We start from the raw sequence: 23,968 nt of genomic DNA, 5'->3' as shown, positions 1-23,968 counted from the left end.
TCGTGCCGGACCCAGTACGGGGGCTGATTTAAGTTAGACATTGTGCCCAGCCTCACGACCCGCCCGTTTGGCATTGACCGCACCCCCACCCATCGGCATCGTCACCCCTGCCCATGTCCTCTGCTGATCCCGCTGCCGCCCCCGTTTCTGCCCCTGCTCCCACCCCGCAACCGTGGCTGGTGCGCATTTCGGAAGTGTTTGCACCGGTGGCTGAGCAGGTGCTGGCCCGCTTTGGAGCCAGCACTCATACCCGTCTGGGAGCGGACTTCTACTCCATCAAGACCGCCACACCTGAGGCCATCCGGCAGAGTCCCGCAGCCGTGCTCGCCCGGTGGAACATCCCCCTGGAGCACTCCTGGCCCTGCCACCCTGCCAAGATGGAAGGGTTCGTGGAAAAGGCAGCCCAGACCCTCATCAAGAAATTCGGAGCCCGCACGCCCCAGCAGTTGCTCATCGGTCAACTCAATCCCGGCTCACCCGATCCCTACTACAAGAGTTTGGCCTCGAACCTCCGTGGCCGCGCCCTGCAGCTTTTCCCGCCCATGAAGGCCAAAGGCGTGGAGGACCAGGACAGCCAGTCACCCACGCTCTTCTGTCTTGTGGGCAAGGAAGGTCTCTTCTGCGGCCTCTCCACACCGCAGTCTGCGAACGGCTTCTACGCAGGCGGCAGCCTCTATGTCGCCAAGGACACCCCCGATACCATCAGCCGGGCAGGCGCCAAGATTGCCGAGGCCTTGCACTACCTGAAGCTGTACCGCCCCGCGCTCACTCCCGGCAGCCACTGGCTGGAACTCGGGGCCTGCCCTGGTGGGATGACGTCGGAGCTGCTGGTGCGTGAGTTCCGCGTGACCGCACTGGACCGCTCCCCGCTGGATCGGCGTCTGTTTCAGAATCCAGCGCTGGTGTTTCACCAGATGGATGTGGCCGAATTTCGCCCCGCCCGCGAGGATCGCTACGATGCCATCCTCAACGACATGAATGGCGAGCCTGACGAATCCATCCGCCAGGTCATCCGGCTCTCCCGCCAACTCCGCAGAAAGGGCATCATCGTCTTCACCCTCAAGCTGCCCAAAGTCGAGACCGTGGGCGCTCCGCTTGAATTGCGGGATGAGATCGTGGCCAAGGCGGATGCCTCCGGCCTCAAGCTCTTCTCCCAGACCCACCTGACCTACAACCGGCACGAGTTGACCCTGTTTTTTGAGAAAGCGGCTGAATGATCCCAACCCGCCTGCTGCGTACTGAAACACCCGGCAAGTTCCCGCTGGACTTCGCCCCCGGATTCCGCTAGCCAAGAGGCTCTCCGCTGCGGAATTTTTTCACCGTTCTCAGCCACCAACATCCTAACCAAACAGCACGCGACCTTATGGCCAAAATCAAGTTCGGCTCCGAAGTCTACACCTGGTTCATGCAAGGCTCCGGACAAGCCTACAACAACAAGCTCGACCACATGATCAAGGTGGCGGGTGAGAGCGGATTTGCCGGCATCGAGCCCATGCACTTCTGGATGGGCGACCTGGCCGACCCCTCCAAGCTCAAAGAACATCTGGAAAAGAACAACGTCGAGCTGGCCGGTATCGCCCTCGTTTGCGGCTGGAATGAGGCCACGGAAACCGCCGACGAGCGCAAGCAGGCGGACGACACCTTCGCCATCCTCAAGAACTTCCCCGGTGCCAAGCTCTGCACGGTACCCCTCCCGACGAATCGCAAAAACATCCACGAGCGTCGTCTGAACCTTGTGAAGAATGTCAACGCCGTGAGCCGTCGCGCGGTCGAGCAGGGCATTTCCTGCTCCTTCCACCCGAACAGCCCGCCATCCTCCGTGGTGCGCACGCAGGAAGACTATGACGTCATCATCAACAGCCTGGACCCGACCGTCACGGGCTGGACACCGGACGTGGGTCACATCGCCCGCGGTGGCATGGACGTCATCGCCACGCTGGACAAGTGGAGCCATCTCGTGGATCACATCCACTACAAGGACTTCTCCGGCAACGGTCCTGAGCCCTGGGCCAAGATGGGCACAGGCAAGCTCGACTTCCACAAGATCACGGAATGGCTCGTGGTCCGTAAGTTCGAAGGCTGGATCATCTGCGAAGATGAGTGCCATGAAGCCATCGGCGATCCAGACGGCGTGACCCGCCAGAACGGTCAGTGGTGCAAAGAAAACCTCGCCGGCCTCGTCGAGTAGTCCCGATCTTCAAGCGATTAACTTCAGCGTGAACCGGACCTCCGGTTCACGCTTTTTTCTGTCGTCCAGGCATTGTCAACGCGCCCCCATCCCCTTGCTCCGCCGATGAACTTCACCTTGCGACTATGCACCACCACCAGCGATCCGGGCTGGCTGGACTTCCGGCTCGCCCTCTGGCCTGAATCTTCCGCCGAAGAACATCTCGTGGAAATGGAGGATCAGCTCGCCGACCCGACACACCATCACGATCTGCTGGCATTCGACGCCGCTGGCAATCCCGTTGGGCTGGCGGAAGCCTCCCTGCGCCACGGCTATGTAAACGGCACCTCCAGCTCTCCGGTGGCGTTTCTTGAGGGGCTCTATGTGCATCCGCTCTCCCGCCGCCACGGCGTGGCCCGTCTGCTCATCACCGCCGTCATGGAATGGGGCCGGTCCTTGGGCTGCCACGAGCTGGCCTCAGACGCCCTCCTGGAGAATACCCCCAGCCATCTCATGCACGAGGCCCTGGGATTCGAGGAAACAGAGCGGGTGGTTTACTACCGTATGCCGCTGAATCCGTGATGCGGATCAAACTCTCTGACGGGGCACGTGCTTACCTACGGTGCTCCCGCAGGAATTTCTCGATCGAGTCGGCCTGCCTCTTGGATCCCTCCAGCCACTCTACCTGCCACTCCGTCAGCCGTTCACCTGCCGCAGCTTCATACACGCCCTCTTCGGGTTCATTGATGTATTCCATCTGACGTATCAGAACCAAGGGCTCCTCCGCACCGGTGGTTGCCTTGGAGAACGCCAGCGCCTTCTCATACTGGGCGAAGGCCACATAGCAGTCGCCACCACCATCTTCCCTTGGCGCAGCTCCACGCTCAGGATGCATCCAGACGCGATACTCCAGAACGTCATCGTAAAAGTAGCCCGCGCCGGACTTCACCAGCGCTGGATAGGCCCCCACCTTGGCTACCTCAATCGCCAGCGGATGCGCACTGGGTCCGGAAACGGAGCGATCATGATCGAAAGTGGGGAGAGTCTGGCCATCACCGCCACAACCGATCAACCCGGTCAATGGCGCCACCTTCAACAGTCTGCTCAGCCGAGACCAGATGGCGCGAAACCAGCGGATCGGGGTGACCGCAAACGCGACAGGTGTGAAACGTTGTCCAGAAGTTGGCAATGACACGAGCTACAGAGATGATGGGTGAACCCTTCAGAAAAGGAGGGCAAAGGCTCTCGCATCAGCAGCCTTCGCGTTCAAGCACAACTTCAGTCGAGCACATAGCCGGCATCCCGGAGGGCCTCGACAAGCTTCTGCTTGGCTCCCGTCTCGATCAATGTGCCGTGCCCTACCACCAACCGGTCAAAATCGGCCGCGATCACCGGCCTCAAAGATTGGAGGAAACGCTCCTTGTCTTTCACGAAGAGGCGGAAGATCCGGCTCATCCCTGGGTAGCGCTTGAAGCCCGCAAGATACCGGTGGAAGAAGCGATCCCATCCCTTCTCATGAGGGTTAAAGTTGAACACCAGATCCGCAACAATCAGCGTGCGTGAGGGCACATGCAGCACGAGTTGCTCCTCCAGCTTCGGAGCCCCCTCCAGCGGGAACACTTGCAACTCGTCCGCCCACTCGGCGGGGGCCGGATTCAGCGGAGCCACTGGGAACCCTACCACAGATTCAAATCCCGGAGGGCCCAAGAAATTCACGCCGGGAAATGCCGCGCGGCCTTCCTTGGCATAGGTGTCATGCAGCAGCATGGCCTCCACCAACCATCCCGTCGGTCCCAGTGCCCGAATCTCCTCCACATCACCGGCAGTAAATGGTGCCATGGAGTGCACCACGACCTTCCCGGATGAAAGGCGGATGACGGTCACGTTGCGTCCGTGCTGAGTCCCCAGCACCGACAACGGGAAGTGCTGCAGCCAGAGATTTTCGGCGATGGGTTGCAAGCTCACACTCCCTCTACGCACCTCACGACGGGCCTGCGCCCAAAAACGTTGTCGCTCCCGGACCCGCACCCCAGACGTAAACATTGCACTCCCACAATTCTTCTTCACTCCTCATATGATCCCTCCCGTCTCTCCGCCTTCGTTCGAACCGTCCGCTGATCGTGCCGCAGGTGCCATTGTCGGAGCTTTTATCGGGGATGCGCTGGGCCTTGGCCCCCATTGGTACTACGACCTGGATGAACAGCGACGTGACTTCGGCCCCTGGATCAGCGGTTATACCGACCCCAAACCACACGCCAAATATCACGCTGGCATGAAGGGCGGCGAATTGTCGCAGACCGGCATCATCATGCTCCATCTGCTGCGATCCGTGGCTGAACAAGGCGGATACGATGAGGCTGACTTCACCCGTCGGCTGGATGAGCAATTGCTCCCCCTCCTCGATGGCACCCCGTATGTCGGACCCGGTGGATATACCAACCACTCGATCCGCCAGGTGTGGCAGGCCCGGGTGAAGGAAGGCAAGCCCTGGGGCCAAACTGGTGGAAACGCTGACACCTCCGAGGCTGCGGAACGGGTGACCATCCTTGCTGCCCGTTATGCCATGGAACCCGGACTGGCCGCTCGTCATGCTTGGGAAAACACCAACCTTTCCCAGACCGACTCTCTGGTGGAGCAACAGACCGTCGGCTATGCCTGCGTGCTCACCCAGCTCATTCGGGGAGAAGCGTTTGACGAAGACCTCTCTGACAAACTCATGGACCGCGTGCGCAGTGGAGAGATCCCCTTTGTCGCCCCCTCGTCCATTGCCGCATCGTCTTCGGCACCCTCGGGCTTTGGCTTTGCTTCGCCAGATGCCCTGCTACTACCTTCCTGGGTCGCAAAGTCTGCCACCGATCCCGACACGCAGGCCGAACCAGCCTGGAAAGTCTCGCAGGTTTATGGGATGTCCTGCGCCATCCAGTTCGTTCTTCCCGCGGCCTATCATCTCGCCGCCCGGTTCCCAGACAACTTTGAGAGCGCAGTCCTCCACGCCATCAATGGCGGAGGCCAAAACATGTCCCGCGCCTGCCTGGCCGGCGCCTTGGTTGGAGCTCAGGTGGGATTGAGCAAAATCCCCTCCCGCTTTGTGGAAGGATTGGCCGATGGCCCGGAGATCGTCCGGCTCGCCAAGGTGGTAGCAGGGGCTATTTCGTGAGACCAGAGGCGGTCCTGCGGCCCCTCTCTCAACAGGGAGGCAGGTATTCCACGACCTTGCGCTCAAACGTAACGCCCAACCGCATCGATTTCCCAGGCTTTACTCCAAGGAGACGTCGCATCGGGCAATTGCCATCTGAGAAGGGACATTCAAAATCGCGAGAGATCAGTCCACTCTGCACAGCAGCACGTGCAAGGGGATGTCTTGTGCAAACATGCGCCTGAATCGGATCAAGCAGGTAGATCTCGTTGTTGACGAGGTACTCATAAAAATCGTTGTGCCAGAAGCCTGACTTGTCTTCAGGCCCATCCCCGTCCACGAACACCCCTGAGACCCGGACCTCTACGGGTCCAGCCAGGGCTGCTTCCTGCCAGAGCTCAATCACATCGCGACGTCCCGATTCATCGAGATCTTCCCACCATCGATCCACTGCCCCCATGCCGAGTTCCGACATCGTTTCACGCAACAGAAGAGGCAGCGGAGTGAGCATCATGAGGTCTTCAGCGGAGGGTTGACGCTTGCAGGGCCAGAGCGGAACCCGAAAGCCTGATAGATAGTCACCCAAAACGCAAGCTTTGAGTTATCCGTCCCTTTCCAGCCCGTGTAGGCCACTGGAGCGCTACTCGTTCAGAGATCTATGGCTGATCCTACTGCTGGAACATCCCGTCTCAGGCAGCGTCTTGGAGTGCTGGCGGCTTGACGCCGCTTTCGCCCGCCCGCACAACTGCCTCCCACCCCAAGCCCTTTCGCCAGCCGGTAAAGGAGGCGGAGTCTCTGGCCCCGCATGACTGAGGTCGCGCTTGCTGCAGACGGCAAGGGGCCGCTGGATCTGCGAACATCTGCGGCTTCGCTCACCAGCGGGGCTGGGAACCCCCGCCTCCTTTGTCCTCTGCCGCTGCTCCCGCACCCAAGGTTCTAGACTCTCACAAGGGCCGCCAAGGCGGTGTCGAGCCACACGCACTCCGAAGACACTTCCGCGAACAAAAGCCCACCGAATCTCAGGAGCTCTCTCGCTTCGCGCGCCTGCGAGGCTACGACCCACCGCCCCCTACGCAAACAACTGCGTCAGCGGCTGGCCATGATCTGCCACCGTGAAGGGTCGCTTCGTCGGCGAGTAGATGACTTGGTCAAGCGGCAGCCCCACGGCATAGCCGATGGTGGCATTGAGGTCGGGCACTCCGATCTTGTCCTCCACGACTTCAATACCGCGGTCCGTCTTGCCATACACCTGGCCACCCTTGAGTCCCCCGCCCCACATGGCGGAGCAGAAGGCCTTGGGATAGTGATCGCGTCCGTCATTCTGGTTCACCTTCGGCGTGCGGCCGAACTCAGTAGTCAGCACCACAAGCGTTTCATTCAGCAATCCGCGGCGATCCAGGTCTGGCAGCAACGCACCCAATGCTTGGTCCAGCGTCGCACACTTCTCCGGCACGCGGATGAAATTGTCCTGGTGAGTGTCCCAGCCGCCCAGATTCACTTCCACAAAGCGGACGCCATGTTCCACCAAGCGACGCGCCAACAGACACCCTTGGCCGAAGTTGTCACTCCCATAGGCTTCGTGGGCCGCTTCGGGCTCCTTGCTCAGGTCAAAGGCGGTGAGATCCTCGCTCTTCATGACCCGCACCGCATCACGGTACACGTCCGAATAGGCCTTCACTCCCTTGTAGCTATAGGCATTCTGGAATCCGGCGTCCAACCGGGCAGAGAGCCCCAGGCGGTAGTCGAAATCCCCTTCGGTGAGCGAAGCGAGCCGGCTGCTGTTGGCCAGGCCGCCTGCGGGATTGTTCAACACCAGTGGAGCAATGGAGGCATCAAAGAATCCGCCCCCAGGGTGCTTGCTATCCCCAGTGATGATCACGCTCCCGGGGAGCGCCGGATTGTTTCGCCCCTGGAAAGCTGTCATCCAGGCTCCCATGGAAGGATGCCGAGTGGCACCCCGCATGGTGTAGCTGGTGTGAACGAAGTAGTTTCCTTGAGCATGCGCCCCCTGGGTGGAGGTGAGCGACTTGAGCACCACGCCATGATGCATGGACCTGGCCACTGTGGGAAGGTACTCGCTGATCTGCACGCCATCTGCCGAGGTCGCAATGGCCTTGGTCGCCCCCATCTCCTCTGCACCGGGCACCACGCCAAAGGTGTCGAGGTGGCTCATGCCCCCGCTCATATACAGGTAGATCACGTTCTTGGCAGTGGGCACCTGGCGGACTTTCGCCGCCCCTTCAAAGGCGCCATGGGCGCGCGTCCCTGCGAGCACATCCAGCACGGAGACCCCGAGACAGGTCTTGGCGGCCCGCATCACAAAGTCGCGGCGGGAGATCTCGTCTGCTTTTTGAAGGAGACTTTTCATGATCGTGAGGTGGGTGGAAGATGAAACGGGAACGGGTTGCTTACTGCACAAAAACGAACTGACTGCCGGTAAGGAGGGCCTGAATGACGTCGCCGTAGGCGCGGTCACCACGCTCGTGAATCACATCATTCAGCATGGTCCGCTCATTGTTGCTGGGGAGACGGCTCAGGCATGCCATGTAGATGGCGTCCATCTTGGCTTGAGGAGAGGTGGCCTTCTCCACATCCTGTCGGAGTCTGCTGACGGGGCTGTTCAGCACCTCGGAAGTCGGGCCATTCAGGAGGGCCAGCGCCTGCGGCACCGTGGCATCATCACTGGCATTCTGAATCTGCTCACGATCGGACTGGCCGAAGGTGCGCAGCAGGTGCCCGGGCCTCGCCGGGGAGGCAATCTCTGAAGCGCGCGCCGTCAGATTGAGGCTGTTGCCCATCTTGATCGCATCACGCCGCTGCTCCTTGGACATCGTGGCCAGTTGCTCGCGGGTCAGCCCAGCGGGAACGGCGTTCTTGCCGCCCTTCTTGCCTGGATTGTAACCGCGGCGCAGATCATCCGCGCGGTCTTCACCCACAATCGCTTCCAGCATGCCATTGGAGTTTTCCCGGCGGAGACGATTGGCTTCTCTGGCAAGCTGACCGGCCGTGCTGGCATTGCCACTGGCCTGGGCTGCTTCCATCTCCTTGCGGAGGGATTCCAGTTTGGCGTTGGTCGCCTCCCGTTCAGCGGCCCCTTTGCGGGCGACTTCCACGAGGCCTTCCGGCCCCTTGTCCTTCACGGTGTCGATGAGGTACTTCAGGTCACCCAGGTACTGGTGCATACGGTCATCCTTCTCTCCCACCGCACCATCCACGCTGCCCCGAGCCAGGGTCACAAAGCTGTCCCAGATCTGCTCGGCCGACATGCGGCGCAGCACCGGACCAGTGAAGTGGTAGTTCTCACCCAGCTGCACTTCCTCACGGGTGGACATCCGCTGATAGGCCTCAGTGTTGTAGAGCACGCGAAGGAAGGACTTGAGCGAATACTTCTTCTCCACCATGAGCTCATTGAGGTACTCCATGAGCTCGTTATTGGAGGGAACCGTGGAGTCCATCATCTCATCCACCGGCTCGATGAGGCCAATGCCAAACGCCTTCTTCCACATGCGATTGGCGATCACCGTGGTGAAACGGGGATTGTCCGGCGAGGTCATCCAGTCGGCAAACGCCTGCAGCCGGGTCTCCACGCCATTGGCGACAGCGTCATGACCAAACAGCACCTTGGGCGCGATCTCCTCACCCGGCTTTGCATCCGGGTACTTGTAGTCATTCGGCAGCTTGGGCAGCTTGTTGTCGTTCCACTGGATCGAGGTGTAGCGCAGCGGCTTCATCACATCCTGCAGCGTCTTGCGCACCTCCTGCATTTCCTCACGGCTCATCGTTGAGGCAGCGACGGTGCCGCCCTCTTTGCGCTGCTCCGCCATGTAGGCCTTGCGCTCCTTGGGGGTCATGTTCTTGAGCGCTGCCCGGTCCACCTGCGGCTTGCCTGCGTTCTTGGCCAGTCCTTTGAAGTCCAGCCCGCCCCCCTTGGTATCCATCCCATAAGTGAAGGCCGCCATCCCATAGTAATCTTTTTGGGACCACTTGTCGAAAGGGTGGTTGTGGCACTGGGCGCACACAATCTGCGTGCCCAGGAACACCTGCACGGTGTAGGCCAGATGATCCAGCTTGTTCTCATCGCGCTGGTAGAAACCAATCGATCCGCTGTCCCACACCCCGCCATCCGTGGTCAGCAGATCACGGACGAACTGGTCATAGGGCTTGTTCGCCTTGAGCTGCTGCTTGAGCCATTCCTCATAAGCTTGGGCCGTGATCTTGCCCTTCACATTGTCCGTAAGGCGCAAAATGTCCGCCCAGTAGTTGAACATGTTGCTGGTGTATCCATCGGAAGCCAGAAGCCGGTCAATCAGCTTCGTCCGCTTCTGCGGATCTTGAGACTTCATATACTCCTGGGTCTCCTCCGCCGTGGGAATCCGCCCCGCAATGTCGAGATACAGACGGCGGACGAGCACTGCGTCCGGTGCCGCAGAGTTGGGGGTCAGATTGTTCTTCTGCCAGTCCTTGGCGAGAATGGCGTCAATCTTTTGCGCCTCCGGGAGGGAGGCAGCGGAGATGAACGCGGGGGCTGCTAGAAGAGCCAGGAGAGGAAGAAGCGGTTTCATAGCCAGAGCGGTGAAGGTTCAAAAAGTCCCTTGTCGCCGCGGAAACGTGATCGCTGGACAGTTCTTTCTCTCTTTTTGCATTTTTTGGCCAGAATTGACCAAAATGCCCCAGCTTTCAGCAGCCGCCCCTACCGCCGACGGCCGGTCAATCGATTCCACCATGAGCGACGCTGCGGAGACGCTGCCGCCAACGCCTTGCTCTCCTTCAACCGATCCTTTGCCACCGTCAGCGACGCCTTGGCCGTATCACGTTCCCCACGAACCCGGTCCAACTCGCCGCGAAGTTTGCCCAGTTCCCGCCGCAGGTCCACCACCTCCCTGCCCGCCCGGGCGTGAGGAATCTCTGTCTCCAGAAAAAGTGCCGCACGCCGCAAATCTCCAGCGCCCGATGATTGAGGGGGCATCCATCGGAGTGCGTCCTCGTAGTGCCGCAGCAACTGATCCATTGCGTGATCCAGGGAACATTCCACCCGGACGCGATCACTCAATGCCCGGCACGCTACGGCGTCATACAACCGCACCTGCCCGGCCAGATGATCCACGGTCAGCGGCATCTTCATGGTGGTGAAGCCAAAGTTTCGCTCACGCAGTTCATGGAAATTATCCGGAGTGACCATCCGGCCTGCCCCAAAGGAATCACACTGCACCACCGCGCAACCCGCAGCCATCGACTCAATGGCGGCACGCGCCTTGGCGAACACCAGGTCATACTGCGGCAGCAATCCCCCCGGATCCTCAACCACCTGTCCGCTCGCCAGCCCGGCAACATCCAGCTGGATACCCGCAGCCTCGCAAACCTGGCGCAGCACCGGCACATGCGTATCCCTGGAGGCGTGATTGCTAAAAACCAACGCCCGCTCCGGGCGAGACGGCAGCAGACCCCGCTGGGGAAAGCGCTCTGTATCCACAAAATTCAGCAGGACCCTGACCTGTGAGGGGTCAAGCCCCTCCTCCATGACCAGCCTCTCCCGGCAGGCCTCATCCACCGCGATCCAGAAGGCCACATTCGGCAGCCGACAGGGTCTCTCCTGCCAGGCCTTCGGTCCGTGGCAATAGGAAATTACCGGCACATCAGGAAAATACAGGCCCGCTGCGGTCGTTTCCAGACGGTGGTGCCCGTGAATCAGATCCGGTCGGCCGGGCAAGTCGGCCAGCGATGACACCACCAAGATCCCCTCGGCGCGCAGTTCTTCGGCCACCGCACCCAGTTCCGTGGACCAGCACCAGGGCTCATGCCCCCGCTTGAGAAGGGCGACTGCGATGTCCCGGACATAGAGCTCGGTGCCCGCCCGCAGATTCAGGCCATGGTTGGTAAAGAGGACTCGCATAGCTCAGAATTCGGGCGGCAGGCATCCCATCATGCCTGTGCCGCCCACTTCTGCAAGGCCTGGGCGAGGGGCCGCATGTGGGTTTCATGAGTGATCACCTCCATGTAGAGACCTGCAGCCACCTGTTTCCGCCCAAAGGTCTCGTAGTACGGCGGCTCCGCATCCAGCCATCGGTCATCCAACCCGTCCGCTGCCTCAAAAAGGGTTTCCGTGGCCACGGCGACATCGCCGTATTTCGCTACGGCGCGGTCCATCTCCTCCACCAGTTGCGGAAACCGGAGCTCCACGCAGCTCCTTTTGGCGGCGATCTCATCCTTTCCAAGCCGGAGGGTCACTGCTGGCTTGCGCACTGCCATGGTGGCGGCCAGACGCTCCAGCACGATTTCGTAATTCTTCACCGGGTGACCCCGGCGTCGACAGTACCGGCCCACCGCCGCCTGAATGAGCATCCGGCACAGGTCGTGGCCGGTGTTGAACCCCTCCAGCATGTCTCCGGCAATGACGTCCGCATTGGACTCTTCAAGGGTGGCCAGCAGATCGTCCGCCAGCCCGACCACGGCGGCGAGATCCTGGTTGCGGATGATCTCATAGAGTCCCCGGTCTGGATAGCGGCCAAAGACCCGGCCCACGGTGCCTCCCGCATCCTGCACCAGCGTACGAGACGCCTCCAGACGGGAACACTTGCTCGATCCCGAGCCGTCCGTCAGGATCAAAACCACAGGGCGTGCCTCACGGAGCCACTGAAGAACACGCAACTCATGACCGGGGTGGGCAATGCACAATACTGAGGACGACATAGAATTTTGGCAGGGACGCAAATAATCCCGCAATCCGCTGTCATCCAATCATTTCCCTCCTAGCCCATGATTTACCTCCATGGGCTTTCCGGGCACCACCCTCCCTATTGCGGCCTCAGCTCCTTCAGGTACTGGTGGTAGTCCCGGATGTAGTCCCCGGCGTCATAATACTCAGACGCAAACACCAGCAGGGCAGAATCGGAAGTGTGTTTGTACTCCGTCGCCCAGATCATGGGGGGCACATGGATGCCGAACGTGGGTCGGTCCAACAGGTATTCCTCGCGATTCACCCCGTCATCCACCACCAACGCGCAAGAGCCGTGCATGCAGATCAGGAACTGGTGGCAGGTGCGATGCGCATGTTCCCCTCTTAGCTTCGCGCTCGGCACGTCGAAGGTCATGAAGTAGCGCTTGGGCTGAAAAGGCAGGGTGCGCTCAAACTCCCCCACCGTCAGGTTTCCCCGCGGATCACTGACGTAGGGGATGTCGTAGGCGGTCACCCCCCTCACGAGGGACACCGTCACCCCTACCTCGCCGCGGTTGATCTCCCCTTTCCCGGTCGAAATCGGCTCCTTGGCATTCACAAAACCCACCACATGAGCAGGATTGCCGGAGACGATGGCATAGTGCTGCACGGAGTGCGTCACCACCGCGCCTGCATCCACTATGGCATGAGCCCCTACCGTGACTCCCGGACAGATCGTGGCATTGGCACCGATATGGCACCCCTGGCGCAGGAGGATGGAAGGCGTGGTTTGCCCAGATTGCGAAGCACAGCTGTGGAGAGCGCGAGCCAGAGTGGCATTGCGCCCCACATGCACCTCATCTTCCACCACCAGGCCAGCATAGAAGCGTGACCCACCTTCTGCGATCACCTTGTTGCCGAGGCTGACCCCCTTCTCAATATAGCAGTGCGCACCGATCAGGCAGTCGTTTCCCACTCTGGCACCGCTCTCCACATAGGCAAAGGCCTCCAGCTCCGTTCCTTCCCCAATTTCGAGCGAGTGGCACCGGGCGTCTGAGTGCAGCTTTACGCTGGACGTAGTCGTCATATGACAGAAGAGGTTGCGCCCGACGCGGTCGCATTGGTCACGATCCCGGTGTTCCCTATCACACGATGGTCGGTGACACTCCGGACCAGCGATTGCGGCTTGCCAGCCAGCGTCATGTAGGTGCGTCCTACATACTCTCCGATAAGCCCAAGCATGATGAGTTGGGCTCCTGAGAATACGGTGATGCCGGCCATCAACGAGCTCCAGCCCGGGGACTGCACCTTGAAGAAGACATACTCCAGCAGAACCACCATGAACCCCAGCAGCCCCACCAAACAAGATACCACCCCCAACACACTTGCAATCCGAAGCGGAATGATGCTGAAGTTGAAGAACATGTTCATCCAAAGTCGCACCAGCCGCCGCAGAGTGTAGCCACTCTGGCCGACCGCACGCTCTTCATGTGCCACAAGAAGACGCTCAATGCGGTTCGTGGAGCCAATGATCAATCCATCAATATAGGGATAGGGCCCGGTGTAGCGAACCAGCCAGTCGATCAGTTCACGCCGATGCGCCCGGAAGCTGCACAGATAGAGATCACGTGGCTTTCCCACGAGCAAAGTTGCCATGCTGTTGGTCAGCCGGCTTCCCAGATTGCGATACCAGGCGTGCTTCTTCTCTTCGTAGTAAGCGTACACCACATCCGCGCCGGTCCGGTCAAGATGCGCCACCAATCGCAGGGCCTCATTCACTGGATTCTGCAGATCGTCATCCAGATTCACCACATACCTGCCGCGGGCGTGTCGGAAGCCCTCCAGCACAGCGGCGTGTTCGCCGAAGTTCCTGGCCATATCCACAAAGGTCACCGGATACGGCAGGTCTTTGATCAGTCCTGGCACCCGGTCTCCCGTACCATCGGGGCTGCCATCATTCACCAGCACAAGTTCATAGCCCCCAGCAATGTTCAGCTCTCGGAACGCATGAAGGAGCCTGCCAAGGGCATCCCCCGTATTGTAGAGGGGAACTACGAAGCTCACCCAGAGGGATTCGGACGTAGCAGAATTCAAAAAGTTCCGTTCCATGATCGTCAGGAGTTGGGCTTTGCAGCCACGACAAAGACAGACGTGCCAATCGGCACTCCCACCCATCGACAGAGTTTGAGGTCAACCCTCGCCACCCCGGCCAGAACCTTGTTCAACCACCCCGGCAGCTGCGTCAGGTCCGACTTGGCCTCTTCCTTCTCACGCCCAAAACTCAGCAGGCGGCTGAACTGCCGCCACAGGAGGATGGGCGGGAAAAGCCACGCATTCCAGTAGTGTATTTCCTTGATCCGCAGTCCGGCTTCCGCCATCAACTCCCTGACTCGACGCTCATCGTAGCGACGCACACTGCCCACGGCGATGTCGTGCCGACCCATCAGGAAATAGAATGCCGGGAGGTTGAGGATGACATGTCCCCCCGGTTTGGCCACCCGTGCAAATTCCGCCACCGCCCTGGTCTCATCCAGCCCCGCGTGGCACAGCACATCCAGACTGATCACCACGTCAAAACTGCGATCCTCCGCAGAGATGGCGTCCACGCTGCCCTGACTCACCTGGTTGAATCCGCGAAACTTGCAGTACTCGACGGCCAGGGGCGAGAAATCGAAGCCGTGCAGATCCCATGCTTTATTGCGGTCCCGCAAATGGCGCAGCGTGCCGCCGGTGCCGCATCCGGCATCCAACACCCGCCCTGAGCCGTCCTTCAGCAAGTCTGCCACCTGCTGGGGCACATACCCATGCAGCACCTGGTACCACCAGTAGGTGTCCTCCACCTGGCGCATGGTTTCATATTCTTTGTTCAGCATGGAAGGCGTTAATTGACGGGTTACGCGGACAAATATTCACGGACAACTGCACAGGTGTAATGCACGGCCGCATCATCAAGGTAGGGATGCAGCGGCAGGGTGAGAATCTCCTTCACGACAGTCTCGGTGGACGGCAAGGGTGGCGATAGTGCAGCCACCTCTGTGTAGCCGGGTTGCTGGTGAATCGCTGCCGGATAATGGAGGGCCGCGGGTATGCCCTTGCCCAGTAAGTGCTTCGTCAATCCATCCCGGTGCGGAGTGCGCACCACGTAGAGATGATAAGCATGCTCACACTCCGGACGGCAAACGGGCGTCACTAAGTTCGGGCATCCTTTGAGCAGGGATCCATAGAGCGCGGCAAGTTGCCGACGACGGCGCAATCCCACAGGCAATGCCCTTAGCTTGATTCTGAGCAACGCTGCCTGCAACTCATCCAGGCGGCTGTTGACTCCTTGAGAGGCGCTGATGTAGCGCTCCTTCCATCCGTATTGACGCACGACCCGGCAGGCTTCAGCCAATGCAGCATCAGAGGTGGTGATAGCCCCTCCATCGCCAAGAGCTCCAAGGTTCTTTGTCGGGTAGAAGCTGAATGCCGCCGCTCTCGCCAAACTTCCAACACTGCGTCCGCGAGACACCGCACCATGGGCTTGGGCGCAATCCTCCAGCAAGACCACACCGTGGGCCCGGGCCACCTCCTCCAGGCGTTTCATATCACAAGGGTGTCCGTAGAGATGCACCGCCAGTACCGCCTTGACGCGTGCACCGATTGACGACTTGAGCAACTCCTCCAAGGCGTCAGGACAAATTGTGAAGGTGTCTGGGTCAATATCGACAAAGATCGGCTGAGCGCCCGCCCGGGCGATGCCCGATGCACTCGCCACGGCTGTGTGTGACGGCACCGCTACAGCATCCCCCGACCCGATCTCCAACGCACGAAGCAGCACCTCAATGGCATCTGTCCCGTTGGCAACTCCGATCGCCTGCGACGCACCAACAAACTGGGCAAACTCACGCTCGAAAGCCGCCACCTCGGGACCGAGGATATAACTTCCACCGCGCAGAAACTCCTGCAGCGCAGCATGGATCTCCTCCTGGTGAGCCTGGCAGTCTGCCAGGGGGTAGGCGCTGAAGGTGGGTGGATCGAACAGTGGAGCAGACATGCCGGTGACGCAAAACTACGTTGTGCAAATTATTGTTTCGACAGCGCTGCGCCAGTTGCGGCCGCCTGTGCTTTGGGGATGAGCCGGAGATGGTATTTCTCTCCGTAGAAGCCGTACGCCTTCACGCTTTCGGGCGTACCGGGCGGCAGTTGCAAGGACCAGCCAAAGTAATGATCTGGATGCAAACGGAGCGCGGCAACCCGGCGCTCGAAATCCTCCGGCAACAACGGCTTGGTCAGATGAGCGATCCGTTCGGCCCCGGTGGCATCTGGAACAGTCAGAACCACCAGATCAGGCAGTACGTCCATATGCTTGGACGATCCACAAGTGCCAGTTGCAGTGAAGATTCCCGACTCGTCGCGAACCAGTTTCCATGAACCCCATTTCTCAGGCAGGGGCGGCCCCTGGCGATAGCTCCCGGGATCCAGTGAATCCATGAACTTCAAGCCGCGAATCAGGCCATGAGCTGACATGAACTTGGCCACATTCACCGTGTCTGACGGAGCCACCGGTGCCCAGATTAACCCGGGCTGGGGTTCGAGGATCTTGACAAAGCTGAGCACCGCCCGGTCCTGCTGCATACGCCGATACTGCGTCGCCATCATTTGCTGCCCGTCTCCCCAGGCAAAGGCCTGCACCACAATCAACACAGCTGCACCCGCGGGTAATCCCAACCGACCGAACTGTCCTCTTACCCAAAATGCCGCCGCCATCAGGCCAACCGCTCCGGCCACAAAGAAGTGCATGTGCGTGGCGTACCGAGGAGCGAGTGCGGTATCGAGCAAGTTGTTGAGACGGACGATCGAGATCAGCACCGCATTCCCCGCTGCCCAGGCGCCAAAGACCAGCCACGGCATGGCCTGTGACAACTCTCCACGCCGGATCAGTTTCACTGCCGCGACCGCTCCCAGCAAAAGCAGTGAACCTCCCATCACCATCCCAAAGGTGACCGGCTCAAAGGGTGCTGCATCTGCCAGCGTACTGCCCAGTAGCAACAGCCAATAGGAGCCGACCAGCAATGGTCGCCCCGCCTGACGGGCCAGTTGATCCCCCAACCCACCTCCCCCACCCGACTCCGGAAATCCAAACAGGGCCAGATACGCCAGACCCGCTGCCAGCAACGCCCAAACTCCCAGGTGAAGCAGTCGATAACGCCTTTGAGGGCCAAACATCTGGGACAGGATGAGAAGCATCAACAGCCAGGGCACCACAAACCCTGCACCAAAAGAAAAAGTCGCCACCGCTGACGCCAGTCCGCTTAGCGCAAGCCTTACCCAAACGGGCAGCCCACCCAGCATCACCACCACACCTGCTACCAGACAGAATCCAGGAATGTAAGTGTGGAAGGTGCAGTTCCAAAACCACGTGCCCTCTTGCGCTGGCGAGAAGATACCCAGGTTCCACAGGCCGACCAGATACCAGCCCTTTCCGGCCAACTCCTTCCGCCACGAGCGACTTAGCCACCAGAGGCCAACGGCGATCCCCACCGACATCAACCAGCTCAAGTACGGCAATATGGAAAGATCACCGTTGTTCCACTTGAGCGCCGCGAAGAAGATCATCTTGGGCACTGCCAACGGTTGTCCGTTGATCGGCCGGAAAAGATCCTTCAGATCAAATGAGCCTTCGGTCCAATGCTGATACTGGCTGACAAATTCCCAGTCATCATGGTACGGAAGCGGCATCACGTACTGGTTTAGCCACAGCAGCATCGCCAGCGCAGGAACCCACGCCACGAGCCATGTGGCCCATGTCTGGAGTTTCTTACTGGTTGATGGTGAGGAATCCGCGCCTTGGGGGTTTGGCATGGGACGTCAACTCTAGTGACCTAGAAATTGAGACGCAAGCACGACTAAGCAAAAAGTTTAGCATTTTGAGGACTTTTCGGTAGAACCGTCCCTTCAGACGGGGACCACCCTACCGGTCATGGTAAAAATCAGCGCCTTATGAATCGCCTCCGGCTTGAGACCGGTCATCCTCATCACCGCGGGCACGTAGAGCGCCAACTGCGGGGCATAGCCCGCCCCCCCGGGCCGCCATGTCCTCCTCCGTCGCTACTGCATCCGTTTTGAAGTCCAGAATGGTCGCCCGAATGGGATCGCCGTTTTCATCCCATTCCACCACCACCCGGTCCACGATCCCGCTGACCCAGCCGCCTTTTTCGATGTAGTCAAAGCGCCGCTCCATCCAAGCCGTGCGCCGTTGGCCACCTTGTCGGAACCAGGGCTGCACTTCTGGGGCGGAAAGCACCTTTAACACCTCTTCCGCAGCGGGATCACCTGCACCATCCGGAGCCAGATCCGCAGCCACCCAGCCCTTGGTCCTCCAGAGAGCCACGGCATCCGGCACGTCTTCCAGCCAGGCGATGGCGGAGAACAGTTCATGCACCCGCGTCCCGTGCTGGCGCTTCACCTCCCTCGCCGTGGAAAGCAACTCCCCACCACGAAGGACAAACGATTCCTCGCCTGATGGCGCACGGCGCTCCAACGGCTTGTTCACCGCCCGGATCAGCAGGCCCAAGTTGGCATCTGGAACGGCCACGCTGGCGACCTGCGCCTGCACCTTCGTCACCTCATGCGCCAGGTACCAGGACCTTTCCCCCACCTCCCATGTGGCAAGACCGCCCACTCCCACGGGGTCATAGGGCACAGGGTCAAAGCCAGGCTCCAGCCGCATTGCCAGGAGTCTGCCCTCATTGTTGCTGGCTCTCACCTTCTTGGGATCCAGCAGCACATACAGGCCGAGCTTGGCCCGGGTCATGGCCACGTAGAAGCGACACAGCCCCTCAAAGGCCTGCCGGGCCTTCTCGCGCCGCTGCTCGGTGAGCAGCACGTCATCCCGCTCCACCACCACCTTCTCCGGCTTGTCCAGCATCCATCCCACCGTGCCCCGTTTCTTTCTGGCAACGAAAAGACGGTTGCGCTGCACGGCATCGAGCGCCTCTCCCTGTAGCTCCGGCAAGATCACCACGTCAAACTGCAGGCCCTTGCTCTGGTGCACCGTCATCACCTGGATGGCCTGTGCCGAGGCGCTGTCCTCGCGTACCGAGTGATCACGCGCTGTGGAAAGGAATTCACCGACATCGCGACTGCCGGATTCGTCAAAATCTGCGGCCAGATCCAGCAACTGGGCCAGACGCCGGGAGGTGAAGGCATCCTGCGCAGGCAGTGCCTGACGCAAGATTTCCGCCCATTTCTGAAGCACGGGCAGAAAACCTTCATTCGACAGATCCGCCCGCACCCGAGCCGTCAGCGCCGGTCGGGTCAACCTCTGGGTGTTGATGGCCTCCCGCAGGGGCGACATGAGCAGATGCTCCCACGCCGCAGAGTCCCCAGGGTGCACGGCCACCTGCAGCAAGCTCAGCAGCGCCAGGGTGGAGGGGTTATCCACCACCACGTTTTCTTGGGATTCACAAATCACCTCCATCCCGAGCAGACGGCGCAACGCATCCGAGAGCGCCCGCGCCGTCCGGTTGCTGCGCACGAGCACCGCACACGTCAGCCCCCGGCCAATGGGATTGATCTCCCGGATGAGATTGGCCGCCCCCATGGTGATGGGCCCGTCCTCTTCCGTAGTTTCCTCGTCCAAGGCAGCCACGTGGACCAGCGCGGCATGCCCCGCGAGCCGCGCCACCCGGGCCGAGCAGCGATGTTCCTCGAACTTCCACAGCCGTCCCAACCCTGGGAAAAGAGCCTCCAGCTCCCGCTCCGCATTCAGAAACACTCCATTCACCATCCCCAGCACTTGCGGGCAGGAGCGGTAACTCTCGTTCAATGGAGTGGTCTGTAGCCGATGACCGCTCCAGGCCGTCTCCACATGGTGGAAGAGTTCCGGCTCCGCCTGGCGCCAGAGGTAGATGCTCTGCTTCACGTCCCCCACGAGGAAGACACTCCGGCGCTCCTCCGGATCTTGCCGCGCTTCTTCCAGCAGGGGTGACATCACCTCCCACTGTCGCTCGCTGGTATCCTGAAACTCGTCCAGCAGCCAGTGATCGTATTTCGCATCCATGCGGAACTCCAGCGCCGTCCGCATGGCTTCCCAGTCGTGCTCCGCCATCGCGGTGGTCTGCACCCTGCCACACAGCAGCCACGCCAGATCACTGAAGACCAGCCTGCCGCGCGACCTCACCTGCCGGTGGTAGGTGGTTTCATAGATCCGCACGATCTCCCGCTGGGAGCGTGTCCGCCGCAGGTGCACCAGCAGCGCACGCGCCACCAGGATCTCCAGCACATCCGCCAGTGCATTGCCCGCCTGGCGATCCAGCGGCACCGCCTTCCAGATCTTCCACTCCACCCCGCCCAGACGCAGACGGGAGTGATCCCCACGGTCCGAATCCAGCATGTAAACGATGGGCTTGTCGAACTTCTGAAACCCATCGTACTCACGGGCCGCCTGAAAGAAGTCGTCCCACTTCTGAGGCGCGCGTTTGTCGAACTTGGCGTAGTCCAGCACCCCTTCCAAACGATCCACCGCAGCGGCGAGATCTTGACCGGCTGCCGAGATCGGGAAGGCCGGGGAGGCTGCATCCCAGATCGCCTCGGCCCCGCCCCATTTCAACGGATCCGGGCATTCGATGAGCAGTTGATGAAGACGTCCGCACCACGTGGCCAGAGCCTCCGCGGGGCGTCCCTGCTCCGTTCCATGGCTGGCCGCCTTCCACGCTTCCCGCAGTTCATCCAGAGCGGCCGCGTCATTCATTCTTCCGATGGCCAGCAGCAGCGAGTCCATCACCTCCTCTTCCGCCCGCGTGGCTTCGGCTTCACTCATCAGTGCCGCCTTGCCCGTCAGCCCCAGCTCAAAGGGCAGGCACTGCGTCATCGTGGCAAAGAAGCTGTCGATCGTGCCCAGGCGCAACTGATCCATGCGTCGCACCACCTTCCGCAGCAGCGCCAGGGCTGCACCACCACCGGTTGTGCTCATGCTGCGGGTGGCGAGCTCTTGCAGGATGCGCTCGAAGAACTCACCCGCCGCCTTGCGCGTGAACGTCATGGCCGCGATGCGCTCCGGCTCCGCCCCATGCTCCAGGAGCCACAGATAGCGCTGCACCAGGGAGTGCGTCTTTCCCGTCCCTGCGGAAGCGCGGATGAGCTCGTTCTTGAGTTCCGTCATAGCGCCAGTTCCTCCGCCACTTTTTCCACCAGCCAGCGTTCCGGCGGGGCCACGGCCTTCATCACATCCCCCTGAAACAACTCTGCGAAGTCGTCGAATTTCAGATCCTCCACCGGAGGCCAGAACACCCCATCACGAATGCGCTGCACCGCTTCGCAAGCACAGTCCCCGGCAGCGTCCATCAGGTCCGCTTCCAGCCCCTCCCAGACATGCGTCTTCACCTCACTCACCGTAGCGGGAAGCAGGAAATAAGCCGCCTCCACGGGCGCTCCCTCTGCAAGTTTTGCGGAGACAGCCCTCGCATACAGTGGCAGTTGCAGGTCTGTCCAGCAGCGGGCCTTGCCCCTGGCGTCATCGAAGCATTTCCACGATTGGTTCACATCGGCGAGCAGCTCCTTGCGAGCTGACCGATGGTGCGCTTCCTCGGGTTTCTTCCGCGAGGTCTTGTAGTCAATCACCCGCAGCATGCCCGTCTTGTCATTCCTGTCGATGCGGTCGATCTTGCCCGAGAGAATCACCCCGCCCAAGTCCACACCCCAGTCAGCCTGGATCTTCTCCTCGGCCCGCAGGATGCGCCACCCCTGCTCGCGCAGCTCCGCCTGCTTCTCGGCAAAGGCCGCCAGACGCTGTCGCAGTGACTCCACCTGCAAGGTCACGGAGAACAGCGGCTCCGAGCCAAAGTACAACGCCGCTCGCTTGTCGAGCTCAGCCTCCAGCCACGCCGCAATGATCCCTGCATCCCGGCTCTCCGCCACCGCCGTCTCATCAGCGAAGGCCTTGAACACCTGGTGAATCAGATCCCCCACCGTGGCGGGTGAAAGCTCCCTCAACCCTGTGCTTACCGACTCCATGCCCAGCACGTCGGTGAGATAGAAGCGGAACGGACATTGCAAATAACGCCGCAGTGCTGTCGGAGAAATGGCGCTTCGTGTCCACTTCCGCAAGGGAGGCGTCAGTTGGAAGGCCTGCGTCCGCAAGGGGCGCGGCGGAGCCTGCACCTCGTCCTCCGCAGGAAACAAGTGCTTCACCCGCAGTGGCAGATCGTCATCCGAGGCATCCAGGAGCAATCGGGAGGGACGCAACGCATCACCCTCCGCCGTGTGCCGCCCCAGCACCGTGTGCAGGGTGCGACCTCCTGCCCGCTGCTCCGCCATCGCTTTCAGGAAATAAGCATCACGCGCCCGTCGTGTCGCCTGGCAGGGCAGCCCGAGCGCTGCCTTCGCCTTGTCAGGTAGAAAGGGGTCCGCCGTCAGTGTGCCAGGCACATGTTCGTCATTGAACCCCGTGATGACCAACCCCGGAGCCGACTCCCACAGCAGTTCCAGCCATCCGTGCAGCACGAGGTCCGCCTCGCCACGGAGGTCGGTGAGCTGCCCTTCTTCCAGCGCATCAAACACCAGCCCCAGCCATGCCGCCGCATCCGCTGGTGAGGACGAGGCCCCCGCGGCCGCCCGGCCTGCATCCATCTGCATGGCCAGCCGCACCACCTGGCCAAAGAGTTCCCCATGATGCTTCTGATGCTCCCGGCCGCTGTCGAACTCGGTCTCGCCGTAAAGCCAGAGCAGGAAGTTCCTCACCGCCCCCTCGCAAGTCTCCGCGTCCCAGCCCTCGGCATGGCGTACCACGGCACTCAGCACCTGCCCGAGCTCTGCCCAGGCTTCATGCAATGCGGCAAGAGACTGCGCATCCCGGACCGTCGGCGGCAGATGCGTCGCGTCAAATTCGTCCAGCTGCTCATAGTACTTGGTGACCAGCATGCCCGTCTCCGCACACAGGGCGCGTGACACATCGTCCAGCCGCAGAAAGGGCAGCCAATCCCGCCATGACGCACTGCGGGCGGCGCGCCAGCCTGCCCGCAACACCTGTACCAGACCATGCTGCCTGGCCGAACGTCCCGCCGGATTGTACACCCGCACTCCCTGGGAGGTCAGGGTCCCCTCCAGCACACTGTTCAACGCCGGATCACAGGACCCCACTGCCACCTCCTGCCCGATGGCAGCGAGCTCTCCCAGAAGTCGTACGGACAGGCGTGCCTGATCCTCCGCACCGGGTACACGATGCATGCGATCATGCGGCAGCGGGCACTCCAGCCTCGCGTCACCACCCCAGCTCAGGATACGGGGCATCCCGATTTCATCGAACCCAGCCCTCCCCTCGGCCGGTGCCTGGACAAAGACCGTCCCAGGCACTTGTTCAGACACATGACGCAACCACACGCCAAAGAGCGGTGGCGCATCCGCCACAGCGAAGACCTTCACCTGCGTCACCCCCTCTGGCAGTACCGCCTGCTTGGCCGCATTCTGTTTGGCAGATTCTCCATCGGCCAGGCCCCAGGCCTCCAGTGTCTCCAGGTACAGCTCCTCCAGCCTTGCGAGCTGACTCCACCTGGCGGGATCATCCAGCCCAGCCAGCGCCTCAGCCGCCGCTGCCAATGTATAACCTCCGGCCCCCAACGTCTTCCTCAAGGTGCCGACCGTCTCCGCCACCGCAGAGGCCCAGGTCAGATCTTGCGATTCCGGGGCCGCGGGAAACAGAGCCGTCATCTCCCCGAGCGGCACCTTCGCCAGCACCTCCGTCCAGGCCGCCCGCTCCTGCAGAGGCGATGCCAGTGGGATGGCGGTGGCCTTGGGTTGGAACACCAGGCCGGCGTGCCACAGATGCGGAGCCGTCACCACGCTGTCCCGGGCTCCGGCCTCCACCGCCAGAGCCTCGCGCAGTCGCCGCACCGTTTCCGCCGTGGGCACGATGATGAGCGTGTCACTCAGGTCCAGCGCCCCGCTGCTCCACCCGTGGGAAAGCTCTGCCGCAGCCTTGTGCAGCACCGGCGAGTCCCAGCCCCAGAATGTCAGTTTTACACCTGCCATGTGTCGA

Annotated in this window: 18 protein-coding genes; 4 read left to right on the top strand and 14 right to left on the bottom strand. The window is 61.1% G+C overall.

Annotated features, from left to right (window positions below; genetic code table 11):
• Positions 1–113: 113 nt before the first annotated feature.
• The 3 genes from BV034_RS15990 (at position 114) to aac(6') (ending at position 2,749) form a co-directional block, all read left to right on the top strand.
• The gene (locus BV034_RS15990) at positions 114–1,217 is read left to right on the top strand and encodes an SAM-dependent methyltransferase (RefSeq protein ID WP_050028007.1); all 1,104 of its coding nucleotides are present in this window, start codon (positions 114–116) and stop codon (positions 1,215–1,217) included.
• 146 nt (positions 1,218–1,363) lie between these two features.
• Complete coding sequence (locus BV034_RS15985; RefSeq protein WP_050028006.1) at positions 1,364–2,188, top strand: sugar phosphate isomerase/epimerase family protein; 825 nt, start codon at positions 1,364–1,366, stop codon at positions 2,186–2,188.
• Positions 2,189–2,293: 105 nt separating this feature from the next.
• On the top strand, positions 2,294–2,749 hold the full coding sequence (aac(6'), locus tag BV034_RS15980) for an aminoglycoside 6'-N-acetyltransferase (RefSeq protein WP_050028005.1): 456 nt from the start codon (positions 2,294–2,296) through the stop codon (positions 2,747–2,749).
• 31 nt (positions 2,750–2,780) lie between these two features.
• Here aac(6') and BV034_RS15975 read toward each other — a convergent pair whose 3' ends face one another.
• Together BV034_RS15975 and BV034_RS15970 are read right to left on the bottom strand one after the other, a co-directional pair.
• Complete coding sequence (locus BV034_RS15975) at positions 2,781–3,257, bottom strand: GCN5 family acetyltransferase (RefSeq protein WP_265593064.1); 477 nt, start codon at positions 3,255–3,257, stop codon at positions 2,781–2,783.
• A 188-nt stretch (positions 3,258–3,445) separates the two neighbouring features.
• Positions 3,446–4,126 carry a hypothetical protein gene (locus tag BV034_RS15970; RefSeq protein WP_265593063.1) on the bottom strand — a complete coding sequence of 227 codons (681 nt, stop codon included), beginning with the start codon at positions 4,124–4,126 and terminating at the stop codon, positions 3,446–3,448.
• 115 nt (positions 4,127–4,241) lie between these two features.
• Between BV034_RS15970 and BV034_RS15965 the strand changes: the two genes are divergently transcribed.
• Positions 4,242–5,324: an ADP-ribosylglycohydrolase family protein gene (locus BV034_RS15965; protein ID WP_050028003.1), complete on the top strand. Its 1,083-nt coding sequence runs from the start codon at positions 4,242–4,244 to the stop codon at positions 5,322–5,324.
• Positions 5,325–5,352: 28 nt separating this feature from the next.
• On the opposite strand, the gene BV034_RS15960 is transcribed toward BV034_RS15965, so the two are convergent.
• The 12 genes from BV034_RS15960 to BV034_RS15905 all read right to left on the bottom strand — a co-directional run bounded on the left by BV034_RS15960 (position 5,353) and on the right by BV034_RS15905 (position 23,961).
• Positions 5,353–5,817: a hypothetical protein gene (locus BV034_RS15960; RefSeq protein WP_050028002.1), complete on the bottom strand. Its 465-nt coding sequence runs from the start codon at positions 5,815–5,817 to the stop codon at positions 5,353–5,355.
• Between the two features lie 555 nt (positions 5,818–6,372).
• The gene (locus BV034_RS15955) at positions 6,373–7,671 is read right to left on the bottom strand and encodes a DUF1501 domain-containing protein (protein WP_050028001.1); all 1,299 of its coding nucleotides are present in this window, start codon (positions 7,669–7,671) and stop codon (positions 6,373–6,375) included.
• A gap of 40 nt (positions 7,672–7,711) precedes the next feature.
• Complete coding sequence (locus BV034_RS15950; RefSeq protein WP_050028000.1) at positions 7,712–9,865, bottom strand: DUF1549 domain-containing protein; 2,154 nt, start codon at positions 9,863–9,865, stop codon at positions 7,712–7,714.
• Between the two features lie 128 nt (positions 9,866–9,993).
• Positions 9,994–11,193 carry a glycosyltransferase family 4 protein gene (locus BV034_RS15945; protein ID WP_050027999.1) on the bottom strand — a complete coding sequence of 400 codons (1,200 nt, stop codon included), beginning with the start codon at positions 11,191–11,193 and terminating at the stop codon, positions 9,994–9,996.
• Between the two features lie 29 nt (positions 11,194–11,222).
• Positions 11,223–11,990 (bottom strand): hypothetical protein, encoded by a 768-nt coding sequence (locus BV034_RS15940; RefSeq protein WP_265593062.1) that lies wholly within the window; start codon positions 11,988–11,990, stop codon positions 11,223–11,225.
• Between the two features lie 104 nt (positions 11,991–12,094).
• Positions 12,095–13,042, bottom strand: a complete 948-nt coding sequence (locus BV034_RS15935; RefSeq protein ID WP_050027997.1) for a WxcM-like domain-containing protein — start codon at positions 13,040–13,042, stop codon at positions 12,095–12,097.
• Entirely contained in the window at positions 13,039–14,064 is a 1,026-nt protein-coding gene (locus tag BV034_RS15930) for a glycosyltransferase family 2 protein (RefSeq protein WP_050027996.1), read from the bottom strand. The genes BV034_RS15935 and BV034_RS15930 overlap by 4 nt, the downstream gene beginning before the upstream one ends.
• A 5-nt stretch (positions 14,065–14,069) precedes the next feature.
• The gene (locus tag BV034_RS15925) at positions 14,070–14,828 is read right to left on the bottom strand and encodes a class I SAM-dependent methyltransferase (RefSeq protein WP_050027995.1); all 759 of its coding nucleotides are present in this window, start codon (positions 14,826–14,828) and stop codon (positions 14,070–14,072) included.
• A 20-nt stretch (positions 14,829–14,848) separates the two neighbouring features.
• A complete protein-coding gene (locus BV034_RS15920; protein ID WP_050027994.1) occupies positions 14,849–15,988 on the bottom strand; it encodes a DegT/DnrJ/EryC1/StrS family aminotransferase in 1,140 nt (379 codons plus the stop codon).
• A 29-nt stretch (positions 15,989–16,017) separates the two neighbouring features.
• The gene (locus BV034_RS15915; protein ID WP_265593061.1) at positions 16,018–17,796 is read right to left on the bottom strand and encodes a hypothetical protein; all 1,779 of its coding nucleotides are present in this window, start codon (positions 17,794–17,796) and stop codon (positions 16,018–16,020) included.
• A 136-nt stretch (positions 17,797–17,932) separates the two neighbouring features.
• Complete coding sequence (locus tag BV034_RS15910; protein WP_050027992.1) at positions 17,933–21,097, bottom strand: UvrD-helicase domain-containing protein; 3,165 nt, start codon at positions 21,095–21,097, stop codon at positions 17,933–17,935.
• Positions 21,094–23,961 (bottom strand): PD-(D/E)XK nuclease family protein, encoded by a 2,868-nt coding sequence (locus BV034_RS15905; protein ID WP_050027991.1) that lies wholly within the window; start codon positions 23,959–23,961, stop codon positions 21,094–21,096. The genes BV034_RS15910 and BV034_RS15905 overlap by 4 nt, the downstream gene beginning before the upstream one ends.
• Positions 23,962–23,968 lie beyond the last annotated feature (7 nt).

This window comes from Verrucomicrobium sp. BvORR034 (assembly GCF_000739635.1).
GTDB lineage: Bacteria > Verrucomicrobiota > Verrucomicrobiia > Verrucomicrobiales > Verrucomicrobiaceae > Verrucomicrobium.
The sequence above is the reverse complement of the archived record's forward strand: the minus strand, read 5'-3'. Positions and strand labels throughout refer to the sequence as shown.